27 protein-coding genes and 1 pseudogene are annotated in these 23,409 nt (G+C 72.7%); 17 read left to right on the top strand and 11 right to left on the bottom strand.

Features of this window, described 5'->3' with window-relative positions:
• The first annotated feature begins 65 nt into the window (after positions 1-65).
• Genes H1A17_RS04920 through H1A17_RS04930 form a run of 3 tightly spaced genes read left to right on the top strand, consistent with a single transcriptional unit; the run spans position 66 to position 3,869 of the window.
• Positions 66-872, top strand: a complete 807-nt coding sequence (locus H1A17_RS04920) for a hypothetical protein (RefSeq protein ID WP_145921626.1) — start codon at positions 66-68, stop codon at positions 870-872.
• 13 nt (positions 873-885) lie between these two features.
• On the top strand, positions 886-2,802 hold the full coding sequence (locus H1A17_RS04925; protein ID WP_145921627.1) for a fumarate reductase/succinate dehydrogenase flavoprotein subunit: 1,917 nt from the start codon (positions 886-888) through the stop codon (positions 2,800-2,802).
• The gene (locus H1A17_RS04930) at positions 2,802-3,869 is read left to right on the top strand and encodes a succinate dehydrogenase/fumarate reductase iron-sulfur subunit (protein WP_088644277.1); all 1,068 of its coding nucleotides are present in this window, start codon (positions 2,802-2,804) and stop codon (positions 3,867-3,869) included. The genes H1A17_RS04925 and H1A17_RS04930 overlap by 1 nt, the downstream gene beginning before the upstream one ends.
• A gap of 161 nt (positions 3,870-4,030) precedes the next feature.
• Here the strand turns inward: H1A17_RS04930 and H1A17_RS04935 are convergent, their stop codons facing one another.
• Positions 4,031-4,471, bottom strand: coding sequence for a (deoxy)nucleoside triphosphate pyrophosphohydrolase (locus H1A17_RS04935; RefSeq protein WP_145921628.1), 441 nt, complete (start codon positions 4,469-4,471; stop codon positions 4,031-4,033).
• Positions 4,472-4,653: 182 nt separating this feature from the next.
• On the opposite strand from H1A17_RS04935, the gene H1A17_RS04940 reads away from it, so the two are divergent.
• Entirely contained in the window at positions 4,654-4,962 is a 309-nt protein-coding gene (locus H1A17_RS04940) for a 4a-hydroxytetrahydrobiopterin dehydratase (RefSeq protein WP_145921629.1), read from the top strand.
• 171 nt (positions 4,963-5,133) lie between these two features.
• Here the strand turns inward: H1A17_RS04940 and H1A17_RS35475 are convergent, their stop codons facing one another.
• Positions 5,134-6,528 (bottom strand): DUF4190 domain-containing protein, encoded by a 1,395-nt coding sequence (locus H1A17_RS35475; protein ID WP_194821176.1) that lies wholly within the window; start codon positions 6,526-6,528, stop codon positions 5,134-5,136.
• A 111-nt stretch (positions 6,529-6,639) separates the two neighbouring features.
• On the opposite strand from H1A17_RS35475, the gene H1A17_RS04950 reads away from it, so the two are divergent.
• The gene (locus H1A17_RS04950; protein ID WP_088647519.1) at positions 6,640-7,002 is read left to right on the top strand and encodes a PH domain-containing protein; all 363 of its coding nucleotides are present in this window, start codon (positions 6,640-6,642) and stop codon (positions 7,000-7,002) included.
• A gap of 43 nt (positions 7,003-7,045) precedes the next feature.
• Here the strand turns inward: H1A17_RS04950 and H1A17_RS04955 are convergent, their stop codons facing one another.
• Positions 7,046-7,411, bottom strand: a complete 366-nt coding sequence (locus tag H1A17_RS04955; RefSeq protein WP_145921631.1) for a MerR family transcriptional regulator — start codon at positions 7,409-7,411, stop codon at positions 7,046-7,048.
• 60 nt (positions 7,412-7,471) lie between these two features.
• On the opposite strand from H1A17_RS04955, the gene H1A17_RS04960 reads away from it, so the two are divergent.
• The 3 genes from H1A17_RS04960 (at position 7,472) to H1A17_RS04970 (ending at position 9,878) form a co-directional block, all read left to right on the top strand.
• Positions 7,472-8,365, top strand: a complete 894-nt coding sequence (locus H1A17_RS04960; RefSeq protein ID WP_145921632.1) for an NAD(P)-dependent oxidoreductase — start codon at positions 7,472-7,474, stop codon at positions 8,363-8,365.
• An 80-nt stretch (positions 8,366-8,445) separates the two neighbouring features.
• Complete coding sequence (locus H1A17_RS04965; RefSeq protein WP_194821177.1) at positions 8,446-8,952, top strand: GNAT family N-acetyltransferase; 507 nt, start codon at positions 8,446-8,448, stop codon at positions 8,950-8,952.
• A 197-nt stretch (positions 8,953-9,149) separates the two neighbouring features.
• Positions 9,150-9,878 carry a class I SAM-dependent methyltransferase gene (locus H1A17_RS04970; RefSeq protein ID WP_194821178.1) on the top strand — a complete coding sequence of 243 codons (729 nt, stop codon included), beginning with the start codon at positions 9,150-9,152 and terminating at the stop codon, positions 9,876-9,878.
• Between the two features lie 56 nt (positions 9,879-9,934).
• On the opposite strand, the gene H1A17_RS04975 is transcribed toward H1A17_RS04970, so the two are convergent.
• The gene (locus tag H1A17_RS04975) at positions 9,935-10,402 is read right to left on the bottom strand and encodes a GNAT family N-acetyltransferase (RefSeq protein ID WP_145921634.1); all 468 of its coding nucleotides are present in this window, start codon (positions 10,400-10,402) and stop codon (positions 9,935-9,937) included.
• A gap of 171 nt (positions 10,403-10,573) precedes the next feature.
• Between H1A17_RS04975 and H1A17_RS35790 the strand changes: the two are divergent.
• The 3 genes and pseudogenes from H1A17_RS35790 to H1A17_RS04985 form a co-directional block, all read left to right on the top strand.
• A pseudogene (locus H1A17_RS35790) lies at positions 10,574-10,711 on the top strand (nucleotidyltransferase domain-containing protein); the annotation flags it as partial.
• A gap of 88 nt (positions 10,712-10,799) precedes the next feature.
• Positions 10,800-11,135 (top strand): hypothetical protein, encoded by a 336-nt coding sequence (locus H1A17_RS04980; protein WP_194821179.1) that lies wholly within the window; start codon positions 10,800-10,802, stop codon positions 11,133-11,135.
• A gap of 160 nt (positions 11,136-11,295) precedes the next feature.
• Positions 11,296-11,877, top strand: a complete 582-nt coding sequence (locus tag H1A17_RS04985) for a Uma2 family endonuclease (protein WP_145923042.1) — start codon at positions 11,296-11,298, stop codon at positions 11,875-11,877.
• Between the two features lie 51 nt (positions 11,878-11,928).
• On the opposite strand, the gene H1A17_RS04990 is transcribed toward H1A17_RS04985, so the two are convergent.
• The 7 genes from H1A17_RS04990 to H1A17_RS05020 form a co-directional block, all read right to left on the bottom strand.
• The gene (locus H1A17_RS04990) at positions 11,929-12,438 is read right to left on the bottom strand and encodes a GNAT family N-acetyltransferase (protein WP_145923043.1); all 510 of its coding nucleotides are present in this window, start codon (positions 12,436-12,438) and stop codon (positions 11,929-11,931) included.
• Between the two features lie 45 nt (positions 12,439-12,483).
• On the bottom strand, positions 12,484-12,879 hold the full coding sequence (locus H1A17_RS04995) for a PIN domain nuclease (RefSeq protein ID WP_145921636.1): 396 nt from the start codon (positions 12,877-12,879) through the stop codon (positions 12,484-12,486).
• Positions 12,876-13,115 carry a hypothetical protein gene (locus tag H1A17_RS05000; RefSeq protein WP_145921637.1) on the bottom strand — a complete coding sequence of 80 codons (240 nt, stop codon included), beginning with the start codon at positions 13,113-13,115 and terminating at the stop codon, positions 12,876-12,878. Before H1A17_RS05000 ends, H1A17_RS04995 begins: the two co-directional genes overlap by 4 nt.
• Positions 13,116-13,271: 156 nt before the next feature.
• Positions 13,272-13,667, bottom strand: coding sequence for a VOC family protein (locus H1A17_RS05005; RefSeq protein ID WP_145921638.1), 396 nt, complete (start codon positions 13,665-13,667; stop codon positions 13,272-13,274).
• A 72-nt stretch (positions 13,668-13,739) separates the two neighbouring features.
• On the bottom strand, positions 13,740-14,825 hold the full coding sequence (gene ychF, locus H1A17_RS05010; RefSeq protein WP_194821180.1) for a redox-regulated ATPase YchF: 1,086 nt from the start codon (positions 14,823-14,825) through the stop codon (positions 13,740-13,742).
• 58 nt (positions 14,826-14,883) lie between these two features.
• Complete coding sequence (locus tag H1A17_RS05015) at positions 14,884-15,618, bottom strand: peptidase E (RefSeq protein WP_145921639.1); 735 nt, start codon at positions 15,616-15,618, stop codon at positions 14,884-14,886.
• A 72-nt stretch (positions 15,619-15,690) separates the two neighbouring features.
• The gene (locus H1A17_RS05020; protein WP_194821181.1) at positions 15,691-16,152 is read right to left on the bottom strand and encodes a hypothetical protein; all 462 of its coding nucleotides are present in this window, start codon (positions 16,150-16,152) and stop codon (positions 15,691-15,693) included.
• 143 nt (positions 16,153-16,295) lie between these two features.
• On the opposite strand from H1A17_RS05020, the gene H1A17_RS05025 reads away from it, so the two are divergent.
• From H1A17_RS05025 to H1A17_RS05050, 6 genes are all read left to right on the top strand, one after another.
• Entirely contained in the window at positions 16,296-16,805 is a 510-nt protein-coding gene (locus H1A17_RS05025; protein ID WP_145921641.1) for a SigE family RNA polymerase sigma factor, read from the top strand.
• Positions 16,802-17,392, top strand: a complete 591-nt coding sequence (locus H1A17_RS05030) for a hypothetical protein (protein WP_194821182.1) — start codon at positions 16,802-16,804, stop codon at positions 17,390-17,392. Before H1A17_RS05025 ends, H1A17_RS05030 begins: the two co-directional genes overlap by 4 nt.
• Positions 17,393-17,505: 113 nt before the next feature.
• Positions 17,506-19,077: an AlkA N-terminal domain-containing protein gene (locus tag H1A17_RS35480; RefSeq protein ID WP_194821203.1), complete on the top strand. Its 1,572-nt coding sequence runs from the start codon at positions 17,506-17,508 to the stop codon at positions 19,075-19,077.
• Positions 19,074-19,586, top strand: a complete 513-nt coding sequence (locus tag H1A17_RS05040; protein ID WP_194821183.1) for a methylated-DNA--[protein]-cysteine S-methyltransferase — start codon at positions 19,074-19,076, stop codon at positions 19,584-19,586. Before H1A17_RS35480 ends, H1A17_RS05040 begins: the two co-directional genes overlap by 4 nt.
• A gap of 37 nt (positions 19,587-19,623) precedes the next feature.
• Positions 19,624-21,429: an ABC transporter ATP-binding protein gene (locus tag H1A17_RS05045; protein ID WP_194821184.1), complete on the top strand. Its 1,806-nt coding sequence runs from the start codon at positions 19,624-19,626 to the stop codon at positions 21,427-21,429.
• A 95-nt stretch (positions 21,430-21,524) separates the two neighbouring features.
• Positions 21,525-23,357, top strand: a complete 1,833-nt coding sequence (locus H1A17_RS05050; protein ID WP_194821204.1) for an ABC transporter ATP-binding protein — start codon at positions 21,525-21,527, stop codon at positions 23,355-23,357.
• The last annotated feature ends 52 nt before the right edge of the window (positions 23,358-23,409 follow it).

The raw sequence follows: 23,409 nt of genomic DNA on the forward strand, positions 1-23,409 counted from the left end.
CACTGACCGGCACGGAACGTGAACCGCCGCCCGCGAGGGCCCGTCCCGTCAGGAAGACGACTCGAATGACATCAACGGCAACGAAGCCGCGGGGGGCGCGGGCGCGCGCCGCCATCGCGGCGAAGACGTTGCGGACCGACCGCTGGTGGTTCGCCCCCCTGATCACCGTCGTCGGGCTCAGCGCCTGGGTGGCGTACGCGACCGTCCGGGTGTTCATGCACAAGTGGTACTGGGTGGACCAGTACCACTACCTGACGCCGTTCTACTCCCCCTGTGTGACCGACCGGTGCGTCGAGGGCTCCTCGCACTTCGGCAGTTTCCTGCCCGGCTGGTGGATCATCCCGGACGCGGCGCTGACCCTGCCGTTCCTGCTGCTGTTCCGGTTGACCTGCTACTACTACCGCAAGGCGTACTACCGGTCGTTCTGGTTGTCGCCGCCGGCCTGCGCGGTGCCGGACGGGCACAAGACCTACTCCGGGGAGACCCGGTTCCCGCTGCTCGGGCAGAACCTGCACCGCTACTTCTTCTACGCCGCCGCGATCATCTCGCTGATCAACACCTGGGACGCGGTCCTGGCCTTCCACTCGCCCGAGGGCTTCGGCTTCGGGCTGGGCAACATCATCCTGCTGGGCAACGTGGTGATGCTGTGGGCGTACACCATCTCCTGCCACTCCTGCCGGCACATCATCGGCGGGCGGCTCAAGCACTTCTCCGCGCACCCGGTGCGGTACCGGGCCTGGACGTTCGTGTCCAAGCTGAACACCCGGCACATGCAGCTCGCCTGGATCACCCTCGGCACGCTGGCCTTCACCGACTTCTACGTGATGGCCATCGCCGCCGGCTGGTTCACCGACCTGCGGTTCATCAACTAGAGGGCGCGGCGACATGACCACTACCACTCGCATCGAACGACACCACTACGACGTCGTCGTGATCGGGGCCGGCGGCGCCGGCCTGCGCGCGGCGATCGAGGCCCGGCTCGCCGGCAAGAAGACCGCGATCATCTCCAAGTCGCTCTTCGGCAAGGCGCACACCGTGATGGCCGAGGGCGGCGCGGCGGCCGCGATGGGGAACGTGAACAGCCGGGACAACTGGCAGGTGCACTTCCGCGACACCATGCGCGGCGGCAAGTTCCTCAACAACTTCCGGATGGCCGAGCTGCACGCGAAGGAGTCGCCGCAGCGGATCTGGGAGCTGGAGACGTACGGGGCGCTCTTCGACCGGACGAAGGACGGCAAGATCTCCCAGCGCAACTTCGGCGGGCACGAGTACCCCCGGCTGGCGCACGTCGGTGACCGCACCGGCCTGGAGCTGATCCGCACCCTCCAGCAGAAGATCGTCTCCCTCCAGCAGGAGGACAAGCGCGACCTCGGCGACTACGAGGCCCGGATCAGGGTCTTCTCCGAGACCACGATCACCGAGCTGCTGCTCGACGGCGACCGGGTGGCCGGCGCGTTCGGCTACTACCGGGAGTCCGGCGAGTTCATCCTGTTCGAGGCCCCGGCGGTGGTGCTGGCCACCGGCGGCGTCGGCCGGTCCTACAAGGTCACCTCGAACTCCTGGGAGTACACCGGGGACGGGCACGCGCTGGCGCTGCGCGCCGGGGCCACGCTGATCAACATGGAGTTCCTCCAGTTCCACCCGACCGGCATGGTCTGGCCGCCCTCGGTGAAGGGCATCCTGGTCACCGAGTCGGTCCGGGGCGACGGCGGGGTGCTGAAGAACTCCGAGGGCAAGCGGTTCATGTTCGACTACGTCCCCGACGTCTTCCGCAAGCAGTACGCGGAGACCGAGGAGGAGGCGGACCGCTGGTACACCGACCCGGACAACAACCGACGTCCGCCGGAGCTGCTGCCCCGCGACGAGGTCGCCCGCGCGATCAACAGCGAGGTCAAGGCCGGTCGGGGTACGCCGGCCGGCGGTGTCTACCTGGACATCGCCTCCCGGCGTTCGGCCGACGAGATCCGCCGGCGACTGCCGTCGATGTACCACCAGTTCAAGGAGCTGGCCGACGTCGACATCACGGCCGAGCCGATGGAGGTCGGGCCGACCTGCCACTACGTGATGGGCGGCGTCGAGGTGGACCCGGACTCGGGGGCCGCGTACGGCACCGTGCAGGGGCTGTTCGCCGCCGGTGAGGTCTCCGGCGGCATGCACGGCTCCAACCGGCTCGGCGGCAACTCCCTGTCCGACCTGCTGGTCTTCGGCAAGCGGGCGGGCGGGCACGCGGCGTCGTACACCGATCAGTTGACCTCGCGGCCGAAGGTGCCGGTGAGCGCGGTGGAAACCGCGGTGGAGACGGCGCTGGCGCCGTTGCAGCGGGACACCGGGGAGAGCCCGTACACCCTCCAGCAGGACCTCCAGGCGGTGATGGGAGATTTAGTAGGAATCATCCGCCGGGAGGGTGAGCTGGTCGACGCCCTGCGCCGGCTGGCCGAGCTGCGCGAGCGGGTGGCGAAGGTGAGCGCGGTCGGCGGCCGGCGCTACAACCCGGGCTGGCACCTGGCGCTCGACCTGCGCAACATGCTCGTCGTCTCGGAGTGCACCGCGAAGGCGGCGCTGGAGCGGCAGGAGTCGCGCGGCGGGCACACCCGGGAGGACTTCCCGACCATGGACCCCCGGTGGCGTCGGGTCAACCTGGTCTGCGCGCTCGACGACGACACCGTACGCCTGGAGCACAAGCCGCTGCCGAAGATGCGGGCCGAGCTGATCGGCCTCTTCGACCGTACCGAGCTGGCCAAGTACCTGACCGACGAGGAGCTGGCCGACTTCGACGCCGTCGGTGAGGAGGCGAGCAACTGATGGGAAGCAAGAGGGAGTTCCGCATCTGGCGGGGCGACGAGACCGGCGGTGACCTCCAGGACTACTCGGTCGAGGTGAACGAGGGCGAGGTCGTCCTCGACGTCATCCACCGGCTCCAGGCCACCGACGCGCCGGATCTGGCCTGCCGGTGGAACTGCAAGGCCGGCAAGTGCGGCTCCTGCTCGATGGAGATCAACGGCAAGCCCCGGCTGAGCTGCATGACCCGGATGTCGACGTTCGAGGAGTCGGAGACCGTCACGGTCACCCCGTTGCGCACCTTCCCGGTGATCCGGGACCTGGTCACGGACGTCTCGTTCAACTACGAGAAGGCCCGGGAGACGCCGGCCTTCGCCCCGCCGGCCGACCTGGCCCCGGGCGAGTACCGGATGCAGCAGGTCGACGTGGAACGCTCGCAGGAGTTCCGCAAGTGCATCGAGTGCTTCCTGTGCCAGAACGTGTGTCACGTGATCCGCGACCACGAGGAGAACAAGCCGGCCTTCTCCGGCCCCCGGTTCTTCATCCGGGCCGCCGAGCTGGACATGCACCCGCTGGACGCGAAGACCGACCGCAAGCAGTACGCGCAGCAGGAGCAGGGGCTCGGCTTCTGCAACATCACCAAGTGCTGCACCGAGGTCTGCCCCGAGCACATCAAGATCACCGACAACGGGATCATCCCCATGAAGGAACGGGTCGTCGACCGCAGGTACGATCCCCTGGTATGGCTCGGTAGCAAGATCTTCCGTCGGGGCGAGACGCCCCAGAGCACCGCGAACAGCGGGGGAAAGGGGTCCGTGGTGCACAGCGGCGCCCGTCAGGCTGGAGTCCACTCGCACGCCGGCGGCTCCGGCGACCCGGCCGCGGAGGCCCAGGCCCAGCAGGGCGTGAACTGGCACCGTGAGGTCCCGCACCCGACCATGCCGGCGGTCGACGACCGGGGCAAGCTCCCGCTGACGGAGTTGACCTTCGACCGTGCGGCGGCCCCGTCGCCGTTCGGTGACGACGTCACCTTCCCGCTGCCGCCGGAGCACCTCAACTTCGCCCACCCGAGCCAGGACGAGAAGCACTGAACCTGCTTGACGGGCGCTAGACCGGTCCGACGGGCACCGGACCGGGACGACCGGTACCGCTGCGGCGCGACGCGCGGCGGAGCGGGCACGACGAGGTCAACGGGGGTTGACGGCGTACGCCGTCGGCCCCCGTTGCCGTGCCGGCCGGGTCCGTGCCGCCGTCAGCCGGCGGCCAACAGCGGGCGGAGGGCGGCGACGATGGGCACGTCGGCGGGAAGCCAGGTGACGCTGTCCAGTTCGTCGGCGGTGAGCCAGCGCATCGCGGAGTGCTCCAGCGCGCTGGGCTGGTCACCGTGCAGCAGGCGGGCCGCGTACACCTTCAGCACCGACCGGCCGTGGGCCATCCGGACGTCCCGGCCGACCCGGTCGCCGACCGCCACCCGGACGGCCAGTTCCTCGGCGCACTCGCGGACCAGCGCCGCCGTCTCGCTCTCGCCCGGCTCGACCTTGCCGCCGGGGAACTCGAACATGCCGGCGACCTCGGGAGGCGCGGTACGCGCACAGGCGAGCACCCGCCCGGCGGAGATGATCGCCGCTCCCACGACCACCCTCGGCTCACGCCGGTCGGTCGGTCCGTTACCGCTACGCCGTTCGGTCTGCACGGGCGTCCAGCGTGCCAGATCAATCGTCGGTTTGGGTACCGTGGCCGACCGGTAGGCCAATAAGAGACGGAAGTGTGGGCGTGGACACACCGCCATCAGGCCGACAGACTGGTGACACCACGAGGACACGGGACGGCGACGATTTGGCCACAAGCCGGCAACGGCGCCTGGGAGGTGCGGTGATGCGCGCGCTGTTCACCAGTCGAAGCAAGCACGACTATCTCAGTGACGCCCTCACGCTCCTGCACGGGTGGACCCGCGACGGTGAGCAGATCCGCCGCACCCTGGTCATGGACGACACCCAGCACGCGGCGCTGACCGAACGGGTCAAGGTCGTCGCGGACGCGCTGCGGCTGCGACCGGACATCAGCCGGCTGGACACCGAGACCCGCATCCGGGTCGGGCACGGCGACGGGGAACCGCTCACCGAGGGGGAGGTGCTGCTCGCCGCCCGGATCGAGGACGCGTACCGCGCGGTGATGGCGGACTGACCGGCCGGCCGCAGCTGTCCCGCGTGACCGGCCGTTCCCGTCATCGTCGACCCCCGTCGTCACCGCCGGCCGTACCTTCGTCGCCAGCCTAGAGCCGTCCGGGGCCCGACCCGGTCGGCGGAACGTCCGACCCGCCCGCGCCGAGTGGTCGGAACATCACCCTCGGTCGGATCAGCGCATCGGCTCGCCCTGCGTCGTCGGCAACCCCAGCGCCTGGCGTACGGCCAGCTCGGTGGCCGGGTCCGGATGCTGCCCGGCCTGCGCGACCACCTGGAGCAGCCGGCCCCGGTCGGGTTCGCCGTCGGCGTCCCGCCAGGCCGGCTCGTCCTGCTCCATCTCGGTGAGCAGCCGCTCCATCGCCGGGCGGACCGCCTCCGGCCAGGTTTCCCGGCGCAGCCGGAACCACATGTCGGTGTGGATCGTCTCGGCCCGGCGCACCGCGTCCCGCAGCCCGGCCGGGGTGCTGGTCGGCGCGCTGGCCACCAGGGCGGCCCGCGCCTGCGTCCAGTCCCGGCTGGCCAGCAGGTAGCCGAGCTGCGCCGGGTTGAGCACCGTGGTGTCCATCCGCAGCGACCGGGACAACCCCGTCGGCGAGGTCAGGTAGCAGGTGATGGTGGGGTCGGTGGACCAGTCGACCCGGGTCGGCAGGTACCAGCTCAGCCGCACCTCGGCCGGCAGGCCCAGCGGGTCCACCACGTAGCTGTGCTGCCGCTGCCGGCAGAGCGTCTCGGCCCGCTGGGAGAGCACCGCCGCGCCGGGGTACCGCTCGTCGGCGGAGCGCTCGTAGGCGGGGAAGTCGTCGACGTACTCGGCGTGGTGCGGGGTGTCGCAGGCCACCCGGGCGACCTCCTCGGGGGCGGTCCGGCTGGTGGTGGCACCGGAGGGCACCCGGAAGCAGTCCCCCACCCGCAGCCCGCGCAGCCCCGGGTCGGGGTCGGACCCGGTCATCGTGACGCCCAGCGCCACCAGACCGGCCAGCACCCAGCCACCGAGCAGCACCAGGCCGGCGATCACCAGGCCCCGGCCCCGCTCGCCGTCCCGCCTGATCCGGCGCAGCGCGAACCCGGCGGTGACCGGTGCCAGCACCCCGCCGAGCAGGCCCAGCACCAGCGTGACCACGGCCAGCCGGTTCAGCCGGCCCTGCACGGCGGGACGCTGCGGCCACGGCTCCCAGTCGGGCACGGCACGCGACGCCCGGCCCGCCTCCGCGTCCCCGGTGCCGCCCGGCAGGGCAGGGGTCTTGTCACCGCCCTTGTCGCCGCCACCGCCCGGGGCCGGATCGCCGCCACCGGCAGGAGACGGAGCCTTGCCACCGGCAGGAGACGGAGCCTTGCCACCGGCAGGAGACGGAGCTTTGGCGGCAGGTGCCAGGGCCGCCGTGGCGGGCGGAGTCGCGCCGGCACCGGCGGGGGCCGGCGGCACCGCAGGGGACGGGGTCGCGCCGGCACCGGCGGCGGCCGGGGTCGCCGCGTCTGGCGGGGCCGCGTCGGCGGCACCGGCTGCGGTCGTCGGCGGCTCCGGCCGCGACTCGTCGGCGGGCTGCGTCTCGGAACGTTCGCTGGTCACACCGCTTCCCTCCCCCGTCGCCCGCGTCCGGCCAGGCATGGGGAGACTAGTCGACCGGGCTGACGGGCGGGCAACGGCCGACGCTGGCGCCCACTTCCTACCGTGGAACCCATGGCAAATGTGACGTACGACCGCAAGGAGCAGTTCCAGCAGATCCGCAGTGGACTGCTCGACGGGGAACAGATCATCGCCGTCTACGACGCCATCGGCACCGGCACCGGGTTCATCGGCCTGACCGACCGGCGGGTGATCATCCAGGACCGCTCGTTCGTGGGCAAGAAGTTCGCGATCACCAGCATCCCGTACTCGAAGATCACCAGCGTGAGCGTGGTGAGCAACAAGTCGTGGGGCGGGGAGTTCTTCTCCACCGGCGCGATCGCCGTGCACGTCGGCACCCACACCTACGAGGTGGAGTTCCGGGGCGCGCAGAAGAGCCACCACGTGCACAACGTGATCCTGCACTACATCTCCTGACCACCGGCCCGCCCGCCGACGCCTCGGCCTCCCGGCGGCCAGCTCACGGCCGCCGGGCGGGACCACCCGTGGCGATCAGGGCGTCGAGGATGTCCCGGGCGGCGGCGAGCCGCTGGATGGACGCGGTGATCCGGGCCCGTTCCTCGGCCAGGCCGTCGAGCAGTTCGGGGCAGGTGGGGGCGAGCACCGTGGTGTCGTCCGGCACGCAGGGCAGGATCTCGGCGATCACGGCCGTACCGAGCCCGGCCGAGAGCAGCAGCCGGATGTGCCGCACGGTGGTCAGCGCCTGCTCGCCGTACTCGCGGTAACCGCTCGATCGCCGGTCGGGCCGCAGCAGGCCCTGCTCCTCGTAGTAGCGCAGGGCCCGGGTGCTCACCCCGGCCCGCCGGGCCAGTTCGCCGATCCGCATGCCGCACAGCAGACCGCAGACTTGACCTTCACGTCAACGTGAAGGTCTACCGTCCCCGGCATGAGCGATCGACAACTCACGCACCGTACGCCGGTGGCGGTGCTCGGCCTGGGGCCGATGGGCCGGGCGCTCGCCGCCGCCCTGGTCTCCGCCGGGACGCCGACGACCGTCTGGAACCGTACGCCGGACCGGGCCGGCCCCCTCGTGGCGCTCGGCGCGACGGCCGCGCCGACCGTCACCGGGGCGGTCCGGGCCGCCCCCGTCGTGATCACCTGCCTGCGGGACCCGGCGGCGGTCGGCACCGTGCTGGCCGCCCACGACGACTGGGCCGGGCGGACCGTCGTCGACGTCACCACCGGCCGACCGGACGAGGCGCGGGCGCTGGCGGACTGGGCCGACGGGCACCGGGTCGACCTGGTGAAGGGCGCCATCCTGACCCCGACGCCGACCATCGGCACACCCGCCGCCACGGCACTGTGGTGCGGCAGCCGGCCCGGCTTCGACGCCGTCCGGCCCGTCCTGGCGGCCTTCGGCGGCACCCCCGGCTACCTCGGCCCGGACCCGGGCGCGGCGGCGGCGTACGACATGGCGCTGCTCGACCTGTTCGGGACGGCGGTCAGCGGCCTGACCCACGCCTTCGCGCTGGCCTCGGCCGAGGGCATCGCCCCCCGGTCGTTCGCCCGCTACGCCGCCGGAATCGCCCCGATGCTCGCCGAGATGACGGCCCGCTTCGCCGATCAGCTCACCGAGGGGCGGTTTCCCGGCGACCGGTCCACCGTCGCCTCTGCCGGCGCGGGCCTCGGCCACGTCATCGCGACCACCGAGGCCCACGGCATCGACTCCGGGGTGCTGCGCGCCGCCCGGTCGGTCGTCGAGCAGGCGGTCGCCGCCGGTCACGGCGGGGACGGGCTCGCCCGGCTGGCCCGGTTCCTCGACCCGGCCCGCCCCGGCTGACCCCCGCCGCGGGTCGGCCTTTGGAATACTCGGGCGCATGCGGACGACTCTCCACAGTGGCCGGCCGGAGCGGGTGCGGCGTGTTCCTGCGTGACGTGCTGGCCACCGACGTCGAGGCGTACCAGCGGATGCGCTGCGACCCGGCGATGATGGCCGAACTCGGCGGGCCGCTGCCGGCCACCCACGTGGCCCGGCAGGTCCGCCGGGACGCCCAGCTGGCCGCCGACGGCGTCGCACTGATCAAGATGATCGTGGTGGACGACGCGGTCGCCGGGACCGTCACCCTGTGGCGCGGGCCGGGTGACGGGGCACTCACCGAGATCGGCTGGATGGTGCTGCCCGAGTTCCAGGGCCGGGGCCTGGCCAAGCAGGGCGTACGCGCGCTGCTCGACCAGGCCCGCACCGAGGAGCGGGCAGACACCGTGCACGCCTTCCCGGCGGTCGGCAACGGCCCGTCGAACGCGATCTGCCGGGCGCTCGGGTTCACCCTGCTCGGCGAGGAGGACGTCGAGTTCAACGACCAGGTCATCCGCACCCGGCACTGGACGCTCGACCTGACCCGGCCGGAAACCGGGTTGCCCCGCTGACCGGCCCGCTGCTTGGCTGGGGACGAAGCCGACCGGAGGGAGCAGACGACATGTCGTACGCCACGAGGTCCACCCAGGCGCCCACCATGGACGAGCAGCGGGAATCGAGGCTTCATGACCACCAGCACCACGGCAGTGACGGCGCGACCATGCGCCGGTGACACCGGACCGGCCGGCACCCCGTACGGGGGTCGCTGATGTCGGTGTTCGATGATCCGGGCCACTTCGGCAGGATGTGGGCCGACAGCTACGACAGCCCCGGCAACCCCGACCCGGGCCCGGCGGTGGACTTCCTCGCCGAACGGGCCGGCGACGGGCGGGTGCTCGAAATCGCCGTCGGGACGGGTCGGGTGGCGTTGCCGCTCGCCGCCCGGGGCGTACCCGTCGACGGGGTCGAGGCGTCACCGGAGATGGTGGCGAAGCTGCGCGCCAAGCCCGGCGGCGACGGCATCCGGGTCACCATCGGCGACATGGCCGACGTGCCCGTGACAGGCCCGTACCGGCTGGTCTACCTGGTGTTCAACACCCTGTTCAACCTGGTCCGTGCCGAGCGGCAGCAGGACTGCCTGCGCAACGTGGCCCGGGTGCTGGCCCCCGGCGGCGAGTTCGTCGTCGAGGCGTTCGTGCCCGACCCGGCCGGCTTCGACCGGGACGAACAGGTGCAGATGCGGTCGGTGACCGAGGACTCGGCCACCATCCGGCTGCACCGGTACGACCGGGCGGCGCAGACCTTCGTCCGGCAGACCGTCACCTTCGACCGCGACGGCGTGCACCTGGAACCGTTCGCGATGCGCTACTGCTGGCCGGAGCAGATCGACGAGCTGGCCCACCGGGCCGGCCTGCGGCTCGTCGAGCGGTACGCCGACTGGCACCGGCACCCGTTCGACGACACCAGCACGTCGCACATCTCGGTCTACCGCCGCTGAGGGGTGGACCGGCCGGGGTCGGGGCACCCGCCCCGACCCCGGGGTGTGCCGGCGTACTACAGCCGTTTGATCATGCGGATGGCGGTGGCCTCGAAGCCCATCTGCTCGTAGAGCGCCCGCGCGCCGGTGTTGAAGCCGAAGACGTTCAGCCCGATGGCGACCACCCCCAACTCCCGGCACAGTCGCTCGGCGGCCTCGATGATCGCCCGGCCGTGGCCCTGGCGACGCAGTTCCTCGCGCACCTGGAAGTCGTAGCCGAAGGCGTGCAGGCCGTCGGACTTCTGCTCCAGGTGCAGCCAGAGCCGGCCGATCTCGGCGTCGCCGTCGTACGCCGTCCACAGCCGGTGCCCCTCGGTGCCCAGGCCGTCGGGCAGCAGACCCTGGAAGTCCTGCCGGGCCTTCTCCCGCGCCTCCGGCAGCGGCATCGCCCCGGAGGCGACGATGTTGCGCGCGTAGTCCTCCTCGGCGTGTTCCCGGTAGCGGAGGTACTGCTCGTCGGTCATCGGTTCCAGTCGCAACGCCACGCCGCCACGGTAGGGCAACACCGCCCCGCCCGCCGCCCCGTGGTCGCAGGTCGACCGGCGACCCGTGAGAGCGCCGGGTCCCGGCTGGCGTTCGGCGGGACCGGCTGTCAGCCTGGGTCCGTGCGGTACGACCCCCGACGGCACCTCTGGTCCGCGCTCTCGGTCGCCCAGGTGCGCGCGTTGTTCACCACCTGCCCGGCGCGCTGGTGGCTCTCCGGGGGATGGGCCATCGACCACTGGCACGGCAGCCCGAGCCGACCGCACGGCGACATCGACGTCAGCACCCTGCGGCCCGCGCTGCCCGCCCTGCTGCACGCGCTACCGGCGGACCTGCGGCCGTTCGCGGCCCGGCGGGGGCATTTGTTCCCCCCTGGGGAAGCGGCACGACGACCCCGAGGTGCACAACATCTGGGTGCACGACCCCGGTCGGGACCGCTTCGTCCTCCAGATCAACCTGGAGGACGGTGCCGAGACGGGCTGGCGCTACCGACGCGATCCACGGATCACGCTCCCGTGGGACTCGGCGGTGGCGTCCGTCGACTCCGTACCGACCGGGACGCCCGTCACCCAACTGCTGTGGAAGTCACCCGACCCGAGCCCCCGCGACGAGCACGACCTGGACGTCGCCCGACACCTGCTGACCCCGGCGCAGCGCCGGTGGTTGCGCGACGCGGTCCGACTGGCCCACCCGCACTCGCCGTGGGCGGACGACCCCCGGCTGGGGCACCCCTGACCCGCGCCCCTCGGCGGCGGCGAGGCAGCCGCGGACCGCGGCTGGGCGGGCTGGGATCAGGCGTTGAAGCGGAACTCCACCGCGTTCCATGGCGGAGCAGAGCCCGGGCGGGCGAGCGCAGGAGGCCGGGACCGCGACTACCGAATGCTACGGTGACGGCATGACTGCGGTGCCCGAGTGGATGCGGCCGCCCCGCCCGGAGGGGTGGTACGCAGACGACCTCGACACGCTCGCCGAGGCACCCCGTCACACCGAACTGATCGACGGAGCGCTCGTCTTCATGATGTCCCCCCAGCGGGTCTGGCACGCCCGGACGGTCACCGCGCTGGTGAACGCCCTGACCAACCAGGCGCCCCCAGGCGTCGAGGTCGACAGGGAGATCACGATCCGACTCGACAGATGGAACCGTCCCGAGCCCGACCTCCTGGCAGCGGCAGCACCTTACGACCCGTCGCGGACCTTCTACACACCTGAGGAGACCCTCCTGGTCGTGGAGGTGGTGTCGCCGGAGTCGGCCCACCGCGACCGTACGGTCAAGCTGCGCAAGTACGCGGAAGCCGGCATCGCCAACTACTGGCGCGTCGAGGAGGAGGACGGATCACCTGTGGTCCATGCCTACGAACTCGACGAGCCCACCCGGTCGTATGTGCCGGCCGCGATCCATCGACACGGCCTGCGCACCACGACGCCGTTCGAGATCACACTCGATCTGGACGGGCTGGTGCCGGGCCGCAAGGCCTGAGCGTGGCGACCACCACACGCTGGAGCGAACCTCACCGGATCCCGTCGCCGGTCACCGTGACGGTGGCTCGGGAGCGCCCAGATTCAGGAACATCACGTGCAGCCCCACCAGGCCGTGCTCGGGGTGGTCGAATGCCTCGGGGACAGTGGCGAGCACCTCGAAACCCAACGAACGCCACAGCCGGACCGCGACCTCGTTCGACTCGACGACCGCGTTGAACTGGATGCTTCGGTAGCCGGCGGCCCGTGCCCACCCGACGACGTGCTCGCCGAGTGCGCGACCGACGCCACGACCGGAGTGCCGTGGGTCGACCATGAAGCTGGCCGTTGCCACATGCGCGCCGCGACCGGGCCGGTTCGGACCCATCTTCGCGCTGCCGAGAACGGTCGGCCCGTCGATCGCGACGACGGTGCGGCCCGGAGGGGACTCCATCCACCACCCGCGAGCCTGTTCCAGGGACAGGTTCCCGGGGAACGCGTACGAGCGGCCCTGCGCCACGATCTCCCTGAAGAAGGGGTAGATCGCAGGCCAGTCGCCGTCCTCGGCGTCTCGGATCGTCACCGGATCACCGTAGGACCGGTCGATAGGCCCGACAACGCGATTCACCTACAGCGCTATGGTCCGCACCTGCCGCCCGCACAGCTTGACCATGTCGTCGACATCGGATGTCAGGAGCGCCACCGGTGCGGGTAGCCGTAGCGCCACCTCGGCGACCATGGCGTCGATGGCGTACTTGTGCCCATGTAGCCCTGCCGCCTTCAGTAGCGCAGCACTGCGACGGGCACTCTCCTTCGTCACCACCTCCACCCGGATCCGGGACAGCAGCCAGTTCAGCCGCGCGATGTCCACACCGGAGTGGGAGACCTCGATGATCGTGGCCGCCGACATAGCGAGATCGACCCCGTCACGCTCCGCCTGCTCCAGCAGGCGCATCACCTTTCGATCCTGGTCGATCCACCCTGAGAAGCCCTGCGAGTCGAGCACCAGCGACTCAAGGCTCACGCCGCACGCCCGATCTCCTCGGTCCCGTGCAGGAGCGCCCGAGCCTCGGCCATTTCCTCGTCAGTGAACGCCCCGAGGTCGCCTTGGTAGCGATCCAGCTCCTCCCGGAGAAGTCTGCGCCGCTCGGCCCGCTCGGCCAGCTCGGTGAGGTAGCCGGAGACGTTGTCGGTGTGCGTCTTCATGCTTTCCAGCAGCTCTGCCGGCAGCGTGATCGTGACCTTCTTCGTCCTCGCCATTCACCGACCATACCATGGTGTTACCGCCGCTGAGCGAACCGATCCGATGCGGCAGAGGTTGGACCGGGAATCAGACGTTGAACCTGAATTCCACGGCGTTCCGTAGGCGATCAACCTCTGTCGGATCTGTTTGTCCTGGCAGCCATGCCCACATGCTCAGTCGCGGAACTGCTCGAACATCACCTCGTAGCCGTCAGGGTCAAGGCCGTAAAAAATCTCGGCGAACCCCACGTCCTCCGGCTCCAACGTGACGGGAAGACCTTCGCGTCGCCAGATCTCACGCGCCGCCGCGATATCAGCAGTCGGCACCACGAGGACGAAACCGCTACCGAGCGGACCCGACCGGGCAGCTCGCTCGCGCTCCGCGTTGTGATACCCGTGCGAGTGACGGCTGGAGAGGATGAGCCAGGTGTGGCCGAACGTCAGGTACCTCAGCATCGGCTGATCTTGATTTGGGATCTGCCGAAACCCGATCTGGCGATAGAGCGCGATCGACCGCTCCAGATCGTCGACCCGAAGTCCGACCTTCAACTGCCGTGCGCCAGCAACCATGCCTTCAGGCTAGAGCTCACCTGTGCACCGCCCATCGCGATGGGGCGCAGGAGACGTTGGACCGGAATCCGACTACACGTTGAAGCGGAACTCCACCACGTCGCCGTCCTGCATGACGTACTCCTTGCCCTCGATCCGGACCTTGCCGGCGGCCTTCGCCGCCGCCATCGAGCCGGCCGCGACCAGGTCGTCGTAGGAGACCACCTCGGCCTTGATGAAGCCACGCTGGAAGTCGCTGTGGATCACCCCGGCGGCCTCCGGGGCGGTCGCGCCCACCGGCACGGTCCAGGCCCGTGCCTCCTTCGGCCCCGCCGTGAGGTACGTCTGGAGCCCGAGCGTGCGGAAGCCGACCCGGACGAGCTGGTCCAGCCCCGGCTCGGACTGCCCGATCGACTCCAGCAGCTCGCGGGCCTCCTCCTCGGGCAGGTCCACCAGCTCGGATTCGATCTTGGCGTCCATGAAGACGGCCTCGGCGGGGGCCACCAGGGCACGCAGCTCGTCGAGGAAGGCGGCGTTACCCAGCTCGGCCTCGTCGACGTTGAACACGTAGAGGAACGGCTTCGTGGTGAGCAGGTGCAGCTCCCGCAGGTGCTCCAGCTCGATCTTGGCGGCGGCGGCCCCGGCGTAGAGGGTGGTGCCGCCGTCGAGCACCTCGACGGCCTGCTTCGCGGCGGTCACGGCGGCGGCCCGGTCCTTGCGGAGCTTGGCCTCCTTGTCCAGCCGGGGCAGCGCCTTCTCCAGGGTCTGCAGGTCGGCCAGGATCAGCTCCGTGTTGATCGTCTCGATGTCGTCGGCGGGCGAGACCTTGCCGTCGACGTGCACCACGTTCGGGTCGGAGAAGGCCCGCACCACCTGGCAGATCGCCGAGGCGTCCCGGATGTTCGCCAGGAACGCGTTGCCCCGGCCCTGCCCCTTCGACGCCCCCCGGACCAGACCGGCGATGTCGACGAACGACACCGGCGCGGGCAGCACCTTCTGCGACGAGAAGATCTCGGCGAGCTTGTCGAGCCGCGCGTCCGGCAGCCCCACCACCCCGACGTTGGGCTCGATCGTGGCGAACGGGTAGTTCGCCGCGAGCACGTCGTTCTTGGTCAACGCGTTGAACAGGGTGCTCTTGCCGACGTTGGGCAGGCCGACGATGCCGATGGTGAGACTCACGACGGGCCAGCTTACGCCGTCACCCGGCAGGCAGCCCCGTCGGCACCGCCGGGACGGCTCAGGCGGTGAGCAACCGGGGCTCGATCCGGGTCTCCCGCACCCCACCGGCACCGTCCGGCACCACCTCGTACGCGGCCACCCCGGCCCGGTCGGCGACCGCCTCGGCCAGCCGGGTGCCCCGGTAGACCAGCCCCACCCCGTCGTCGGTGCAGTGGCTGGCCGGCAGGGTGCCGTCGGCGACCAGCCGGTGCAGCAGCGGCCGGCGCTGCGCCTCGCTGTCGTAGTGCACCCCGTTGCCGTACGGCAGCCAGCCCAGGCCGTCGGTGTAGGCGCGCAGCCGCCGGCCGAAGCTGTCGGTGGTGCCGCCGACGTGCCAGCAGATCGAGCCGGCGGAGACCCCGCCGAGCACCACCCCGGCCTCCCAGCACTCCCGCAGGATCTCCGGCAGCCCGTGCACCCGCCACACCGCGCAGAGGTTGGCCACGCTGCCGCCACCGACCCAGATGATGTCCTGGCCCAGCAGGTGCGCCCGGACGTCCTCGACGTTGGGCATCGGGAACAGCGCCAGGTGCGAGGGGCGGTAGCGGGTGCCGGCGAACGCGCCGTGGAAGACCGTCAGCGAGGTGGGCTGGTCGCCGACGGCCTGGTTGAGGTAGCAGATCCTCGGTTCGTCGGCCTGCGCCAGCTCGGCCATCAGGTCGAAGACCGGCCCCGGGTCGGCATCCCACGGGCCCCGGTCACGGCTGGTGAAACCCATGCTGGTGGCGACGATCGTCGGTTCGGTGGCGGGCATGCTGGTCCTCTCTGCGGCTGGCTCCGCTGCCATCCTGCGCCACCGCCATCTCCCCCGGCCTGCCGGCCGGGGTCACCCGGCGAGTCGCCAGCCCGCCCCGCCGTCGGCCACCCCGGGCAGTTCGCCGGCCGCCGCGAGCGGCAGGGTGAACCGGTCCCCGGCGCTCGGGCCGGCCCGTTCGGACTCGCCGAGCATCCAGCGCACCTCGTCGACCGTCCAGCCCAGGCCCCGCCGGCCGGCGATCTCCCGGACCAGCCGTCGGCCGACCCGGGTGTCGTCGTCGTAGAACCGCATGCACCAGTGGTGCGCCCACATGCCCAGGGCCCGCAGGCCGGCCGCGTCGAGGGAACCGGCGAGCCGGCCGCAGGCGGTGTCGGCGAACGGCCGTGCCGGATCGTCGGCCCGGTCCCGCTCGATCGCCCCGAAGGCGGCCGGCGCGACCACCCGCATCCGGTCGTAGAGGCCCTGCGCGGCGGCGTCGTCCAGCTGCCCCCGCCCTGACCGAGGGTCGCCCCGCCCGGTCACGCTCGCCATCGCCGCACCCTTTCTGGAGTTGGTGCCGGGACGCTACCGACCACTACCGACACTTTCCGAACCGGAAACTGCCCCCGGCGACCGGGATAGGCGGGATGAGCTGGGGCGTCTGTATCGGTGACAGACAACGACGGGGAGGGTGGGTGGACGAGGACGATCGGGTCCGGCTGGCCGAGTTCGTGGCCAGCCGGGCACCGGCCCTGATGCGGGTCGCGTACCTGCTCACCGGGGACCGGCACGCCGCCGAGGACCTGTTCCAGTCGGCGTTGGCCAGGACGATTCCAAGGTGGCGTGACCTGCGCCACACCGACCCGGAGGGTTACCTGCGCACGGTCATGTACCGGGAGCAGGTCAGCTGGTGGCGGCGGCTGCGCCGGTACCGGGAGACGCTGCTCACCGGCGTCGACGACCGGGCCGGGCCGGACCTGTTCGGCGGCACCGACGTACGGCTGGCGATGCGGGCCGCGCTGCGCGCGCTGCCGGCCGCCCAGCGCACGGTCGTGGTCCTGCGCTACTACGAGGACCTGACCGAGACCCAGGTGGCAGCCGCGCTCGGCTGCTCGGTCGGCACCGTGCGCAGCCGCACCCACCGGGCCGTGGCCCGGCTGCGGCAACTCCTGCCGGACATCGAACTGCTGGAGGTACGGCGGTGACCACGCCCATCGAGAACCTCATCCGCGCCACCCTCTCCGACCTCGCCGAGGAGGCACCGACAGTGCACGACCACTTGAACCGGGCGGAACGCCGGGCCCGGTCCCGACGCCGCGCCACGATCACGATGAGCGCGGTCGGTGTCCTCGCCGCCGTGCTGATCGGCACCCCGCTCGCGATGGCCGCCAGCGGTGGCGGGGACGCCCCGCCCGCCGTACCGGCCACGACGCCGAGCGGGCCGCCCGCCGCGCCCGTCCCGGCAGCGGTGACCGACCCCCCCGTCGACCAGGACGCCCGGACCGGCCGCGGCGCGCCGGCACCGGCCCGGACCGCCATTCCCGCACCGCCGGGCAAGCCGGCCTCGACGGCCGTACCCGCGACGTCCACTCCGGCACCGCCCGCCATTCCCGCATCGCCCGCGACGACCGCCGTACCGGCATCGCCCGTTCCGGCGTTGACCGCGCAGCCCGTCGACGGGCCGCGCACCGGCCCGGTCACCGCACCGGCCCCCGCCCGCACCGCACCGCCCGTCGACCGGGCCCCCGCGACCGGCCGGACGGCCGCCCCGGTCCCGGCACCCGGGCGCTGACGCACGACCTCCCCACCCCGGACCGTCCCGGGGTGGGGAGGTCACCGCCGCCCGCACGCTCAGGTCCGATTCCCGCGAGCCACCGCCGGTGAGCTGCGGGCATGATCGGTGACGTGGAGTTGGACTTCGAACGGTGCTACCGGGCCGTGGACAGTCGTGACCAGCGGTTCGACGGCTGGTTCTACACGGGCGTCACGTCGACCGGGATCTACTGCCGGCCGTCCTGCCCGGCGATCACCCCGAAGCGGCGTAACGTCCGCTTCTTCCCGTCGGCGGCCGCCGCGCAGGGGGCCGGCCTGCGGGCCTGCCGCCGGTGCCGGCCGGACGCCGCGCCCGGCTCGCCGCAGTGGGACGTCCGCGCCGACGTGGTGGGTCGCGCCATGCGGCTCATCGCCGACGGGGTGGTCGACCGGGACGGCGTACCCGGGCTGGCCGCCCGGCTGGGCTACACGCAACGGCACCTGCACCGGATGCTCCGGGCGGAACTGGGGGCCGGCCCGCTGGCACTGGCGCGGGCCCAACGTGCCCAGACCGCCCGGACGCTGATCGAGACGACCGGGCTGGGACTGGCGGAGGTGGCGTTCGCGGCCGGGTTCGGCAGCGTACGGCAGTTCAACGACACCGTCCGCCAGGTGTACGGGACGGTGCCGTCGCAGTTGCGTACCGGGCGGGGCGGGCCGCCGACACCGGGCGGGGCGGGCACGATCACGCTCCGGCTGGCGTACCGGCCGCCGCTGCACGCCGCCGCCCTGCTGGAGTTCCTGGCCGCCCGGACGCTGCCCAGGCTGGACGAGGTGCACGACGGGACGTACCGCCGGGGGTTGCGGCTGCCGCACGGCCCGGCGGAGGTCGCGTTGACGCCGACGACCGGGTACGTCGTGGCGACGCTGCGCCTGGCCGACCTGCGGGACCTGGCCCCGGCGGTGGCCCGGTGCCGTCGCCTGTTCGACCTGGACGCCGACCCGGAGGCGGTCGACCAGACGCTGGCCGCCGATCCGGCCCTGGCCGGGGCCGTCGCCGCCGAACCGGGCGTGCGGGTGCCCCGGGCGGTGGACGGCTTCGAGATGGCGCTGCGGGCCGTCGTCGGCCAACAGGTCTCCCTCCCCGCCGCCCGCACCACCCTCATCCGTCTCCTCACCCACGCTCCCGCCCCCACCCGCCCCGACCTCGACTCCGGTGATCAAGAGGTTTGCGTCACGGAGAGCGCTTCCCTGCGACGTGAACCTCTTGATCACCGCGCCGAGGCGGGTGGGAGCGGCGGCGAGGCGGGTGGGAGCGGCGGCGAGCCGGGTGGGGGCGGGTGGGGGGTGTGGGGGTTTCCGGGGGCGGAGGAGGTGCTGGGGTTGCCGGATGCGGCGTTCGGGATGCCGGCCGCCCGGCGGGAGACGATCCGGGCGCTGGCCCGTGCGGTCGCCGCCGGGGAGGTCGACCTGGAGCCGGGCGGCGACCGGGCGGAGACGGTACGACGGTTGACCGCGCTGCCCGGGATCGGCCCGTGGACCGCCGGCTACCTGGCCATGCGGGCCCTCGGCGACCCCGACGTCCTGCTCCCCACCGACCTCGCGGTACGCCGGGGCGCCGCCGCCCTCGGCCTGCCGGCCACCCCCACCACCCTGGACACGTACGCCGACCGCTGGCGGCCCTGGCGGTCGTACGCGGCGATCAGACTCTGGAGAGCGGCATGACGACCCTCGGCACCACCACCATGGACACCCCGACCGGCCCGCTCAGCGTGCTTGTCGACCCGGACGGCGCGGTCCGGGCCGCCGGTTTCACGGCCGACCCGGACAGCCTGCTGCCGCTGGTGCACCCGAGCCTGCGCGGCCCGCTGGAGCCGTACGCCGACCTCGGCCCGGTGACCGCCGCCGTCCGCGCCTACCTCGACGGGGACCTGACCGCGATCGACGGGGTGCCGGTGCGGCAGCACAGCGGCGGGGCGTTCCAGACCCACGCCTGGACCGTGCTGCGCGACGTCAAACCCGGTGAGCCGGTCACCTACACCGGGTACGCCGCGCTGGCCGGCCGGCCCGCCGCGGTCCGGGCGGCCGCCGCCGCCTGCGCCCGCAACGCCGCCGCCCTCTTCGTCCCCTGCCACCGGGTGCTGCGCACCGACGGCACCCTCGGCGGCTACCGGTACGGGCTGCCGGTGAAGAAGTGGTTGCTCGGTCACGAGCGGCGGCTGACGGCAAGCTGACAGCGGCATCGACGCCGTTCGACGCTACCGTCGGGTAGTGCCTGCGCAGCGCGACGGCGACCCGGCCCCGAGGGCGGACGGTCGGGTCCGGTCGCTGCGCAACCTCTGGCGGCTGCGCCGCTACCTGCGCCCGTACGCCCCCGCGTACGTCCTGCTGCTGCTGGCGGCGCTGGCGGCCACCGGGGCGGGTCTGGCCGTACCCCTGGTGGTGCAGCGGGTGGTGGACGGGCCGATCGCCCGGCACGACCCGGCGGGGCTGCTCCGCCTCGGCGGGCTGACCCTGCTGCTCGGCCTGGCCGAGGCGGTGCTGATCTTCATCCGGCGGTGGAGCCAGTCCTCCTCCTCGGTCGGCATGGAGGCGACCATCCGCGCCGACCTGTACGCCCACCTGCAACGCCTGCCGGCCGGCTTCCACGACCGCTGGCAGTCCGGGCAGCTGCTCTCCCGGGCGATCAGCGACCTGTCGGTGCTGCGCCGGTTCCTCTCCTTCGGGCTGCTGTTCCTGGTGCTCAACGTGGTCACCTACGTCGCCGTGGTGATCCTGCTGATCCGCCTGCACGGGCCGCTGGGGCTGCTGGTGGCGGCCAGCGCGGTGCCGCTGTTCCTGATCAGCCGCCGGTTCGGCCGGCACTACCACACCTCGTCGCGGCGGATGCAGGACCAGCAGGGCGACGTGGCCACCCTGGTCGAGGAGACCGCGCAGGGGCTGCGCACCATGAAGGCGTACGGGCGGGGGCCGGAGCTGGCCGACCGGTTCGCCGGGCGGGCCCGCGCCCTGCACGACACGGGCGTGGCCAAGGGGGCGCTGCTGGCCGGCGCGTCGGCCCTGTTCGACCTGGTGCCCAACCTGACCCTGGGCGCGACACTGGTCGGCGGCGCGACGCTTGTCGCCCGGGACGCGTTGACCATCGGCGAGCTGGTCGCCTTCGTCAGTCTCCAGCTCATGCTGATCTGGCCGGTGCAGTCGCTCGGCTGGATCATCGCCAACGGGCAGGAGGCGGCCACCGCCGCCGACCGCATCCAGGAGGTGCTGGACACCCCGCCGTCGATCGTGGACGCCCCGGACGCCGTACCGCTGGCCCGCTCGGCGGTGCGGGGCCGGCTCCGCTTCGAGGGGGTGTCGTTCCGCTATCCGGGCAGCGCCGGACCGGTGCTGCGGGAGATCGAGCTGACCGTCGAGCCGGGCGAGACGCTGGCCCTGGTCGGGGCGACCGGCTGCGGCAAGAGCACCCTGCTGTCCCTGGTGCCCCGGCTGCACGACGTCACCGGCGGCCGGATCACCCTGGACGGGCACGACCTGCGCGGGATACGGCTGGACGCGCTGCGCCGGCTGGTCGGGGTGGCCTTCGAGGAGCCGACGCTGTTCTCCATGTCGGTCTGGGAGAACCTCACCCTGGGCTGCCCGGACGCCACCGACGACGAGGTCCGGGCCGCGCTGGCGCTGGCCCAGGCCGACTTCGCGTACGACCTGCCGTGGGGGTTGGCGACCCGGGTGGGCGAGCAGGGCCTGTCGCTCTCCGGCGGGCAGCGGCAACGGCTGGCGCTGGCCCGCGCGGTGCTCGGCCGGCCGGCGCTGCTGGTCCTCGACGACCCGCTCTCCGCCCTGGACGTGCACACCGAGGCGCTGGTCGAGGCGGCGCTGCGCCGGGTGCTGCGGGACACCACCGCGCTGCTGGTGGTGCACCGGCCGTCGACCGTCGCGCTGGCCGACCGGGTGGCGCTGCTCGACGGGGGTCGGATCACCGCCGTCGGCCGGCACGGCGACCTGCTGGCCACGGTGCCGGCGTACCGGGCGGTGCTCGCCGCCGGGCCCGCGCCGGCACCGGGGCTGGTGCGCTCGTGAGTCCCCGGCCGCCCCGGCAGCGCCACGCGGCCGGGGACGACGGCCGGCCACCCCGACAGGACGGCACGACCGGGGGCGACGGCCGGTCGGCCGCGCTGGACCACTGGCGGGGCCGGGCCACCGACCCGGACGCCGACCGCAGCCGCGCCGAGGACGACTCCCCGGAGGCGGTGGCCCGGCTGCGGGGACGCAGCCGGGCGCTGCTGCGTGACCTGCTCCGCCCGCACCGCAGGTCGCTCGGCGTGGCGGTGGGCCTGCTGCTGGCCCAGAACGCGGCCGCGATGGCCGGGCCGTACCTGGTCATGCTCGGCATCGACCGGGCGGTGCCGCCGCTGCGCGCCGGGGACCCGGGTCCGCTGGCCGCCGTCGCGGGGGCGTTCGCCGTCGCGGCCGTCACCGAGTACGCCGCCCGGCGCAGTTACCTCGCCCGCTCCGCCCGGATCGGCCAGGCCGTCCTGCTCGACCTGCGCCAGCGGGTGTACGGCCACCTGCTGACCCTCTCGGTCGGCTTCCACGAGCGCTACACGTCCGGTCGGGTGGTGTCCCGGCTCACCAGCGACGTCGACTCCATCGCCGAACTGGTCGACGGGGGGATCGACACCCTCGTCGCCGCCGCGCTGTCGGTGCTGTCGGTCGCCGCCATCCTGCTCTGGCTGGACCTGCCGCTGGCGGCGGTGACCCTGCTGGCGTTCCCGTTCCTGTTCTGGCTGTCCCGCTGGTTCGCCCGCGCCTCGGCCCAGGCCTACCGGCACAGCCGGGAGGCGGTGGCCCTGGTGATCGTCCATTTCGTGGAGTCGTTGCGGGGCATCCGGGCGGTGCAGGCGTTCCGCCGCGAGCCGCGCAACCAGCAGATCTTCGTGGCGGTCAACGACGAGTACCGGCAGGCCAGCCTGCACGGGTTCCGGTTGATCGCCACGTACTCGCCGGGGATCAAGGTGATCGGCAACCTCACCGTGGCCTCCGTGCTCGGGTACGGCGGCTGGCGGGTGCTGGGCGGCGACACCGAGGTGGGGGTGCTCGCCGCGTTCCTGCTCTATCTGCGCCGGTTCTTCGACCCGATGCAGGAGCTGAGCCAGTTCTACAACTCGCTCCAGTCGGCGACCGCCGCCCTGGAGAAGCTCGCCGGGGTGCTCGACGAACGACCGGGGGTGCCCGAACCGGCATCGCCGGTGCCGTTGCCGGCCGGGCCGGGTCGGGGCGCGGTGGCGTTCCGCGCGGTCTCGTTCGGTTACCGGCCGCAGACGCCGATCCTGGCCGGGCTGGACCTGGTCGTGCCGGCCGGGCAGACGGTGGCCCTGATCGGCCCGACCGGCGCCGGCAAGTCGACGGTGGCGAAGCTGCTCGCCCGCTTCCACGACCCGGACGCCGGCACGGTGGAGCTGGACGGCGTCGACCTGCGGGACCTGTCCGACGCCGAGCTGCGGCGGGCGGTCGTGCTGGTGACCCAGGAGAACCACCTGTTCGGCGGCACGGTGGCGGAGAACATCCGGTTCGGCCGGCCGGCCGCCTCCGACGCGGCGGTGCAGGCGGCGGCGCGGACGATCGGCGCGCACGACTTCATCGCCGCGCTGCCCGACGGGTACGCCACCGAGGTGCACCGGCGCGGCGGTCGGCTCTCCGCCGGGCAACGGCAACTCGTCGCGTTCGCCCGCGCGTTCCTGGCCGACCCCCGGGTGCTGATCCTGGACGAGGCGACGTCGTCGCTGGACGTGCCGACCGAGCGGCTGGTGCAGCGGGCGCTGGCCAGCGTGCTGCGGGACCGCACCGCGCTGGTGATCGCGCACCGGCTCTCCACGGTGGAGACCGCCGACCGGGTGCTGGTCGTCGACTCCGGACGGATCGTCGAGGACGGCCCGCCGGCCCGGCTCGCGGCGACCGGCGGCCGGTACGCCACGCTGCACCGGCAGTGGCGCGAATCGCTGAGCTGACCGGTCGTTGGGGACAGCCGGTGGCTCACCGGGCGGCTAGACTCGGCCCGCA

The sequence above is a fragment of the Micromonospora sp. S-DT3-3-22 genome (genome assembly GCF_015354745.1).
Lineage (GTDB): Bacteria > Actinomycetota > Actinomycetes > Mycobacteriales > Micromonosporaceae > Micromonospora > Micromonospora wenchangensis.

Excerpts from the sequence above, each read along its gene's own strand:
- H1A17_RS04920 (WP_145921626.1), top strand. The coding sequence starts at position 66 with ATGACATCAACGGCAACGAAGCCGCGGGGGGCGCGGGCGCGCGCCGCC.
- H1A17_RS04925 (WP_145921627.1), top strand. The coding sequence starts at position 886 with ATGACCACTACCACTCGCATCGAACGACACCACTACGACGTCGTCGTG.
- H1A17_RS04930 (WP_088644277.1), top strand. The coding sequence starts at position 2,802 with ATGGGAAGCAAGAGGGAGTTCCGCATCTGGCGGGGCGACGAGACCGGC.
- H1A17_RS04940 (WP_145921629.1), top strand. The coding sequence starts at position 4,654 with ATGCGCGCGCTGTTCACCAGTCGAAGCAAGCACGACTATCTCAGTGAC.
- H1A17_RS04950 (WP_088647519.1), top strand. The coding sequence starts at position 6,640 with ATGGCAAATGTGACGTACGACCGCAAGGAGCAGTTCCAGCAGATCCGC.
- H1A17_RS04955 (WP_145921631.1), bottom strand. The coding sequence starts at position 7,411 with ATGCGGATCGGCGAACTGGCCCGGCGGGCCGGGGTGAGCACCCGGGCC.
- H1A17_RS04960 (WP_145921632.1), top strand. The coding sequence starts at position 7,472 with ATGAGCGATCGACAACTCACGCACCGTACGCCGGTGGCGGTGCTCGGC.
- H1A17_RS04970 (WP_194821178.1), top strand. The coding sequence starts at position 9,150 with ATGTCGGTGTTCGATGATCCGGGCCACTTCGGCAGGATGTGGGCCGAC.
- H1A17_RS04985 (WP_145923042.1), top strand. The coding sequence starts at position 11,296 with ATGACTGCGGTGCCCGAGTGGATGCGGCCGCCCCGCCCGGAGGGGTGG.
- H1A17_RS05000 (WP_145921637.1), bottom strand. The coding sequence starts at position 13,115 with ATGGCGAGGACGAAGAAGGTCACGATCACGCTGCCGGCAGAGCTGCTG.
- H1A17_RS05005 (WP_145921638.1), bottom strand. The coding sequence starts at position 13,667 with ATGGTTGCTGGCGCACGGCAGTTGAAGGTCGGACTTCGGGTCGACGAT.
- H1A17_RS05015 (WP_145921639.1), bottom strand. The coding sequence starts at position 15,618 with ATGCCCGCCACCGAACCGACGATCGTCGCCACCAGCATGGGTTTCACC.
- H1A17_RS05020 (WP_194821181.1), bottom strand. The coding sequence starts at position 16,152 with ATGGCGAGCGTGACCGGGCGGGGCGACCCTCGGTCAGGGCGGGGGCAG.
- H1A17_RS05040 (WP_194821183.1), top strand. The coding sequence starts at position 19,074 with ATGACGACCCTCGGCACCACCACCATGGACACCCCGACCGGCCCGCTC.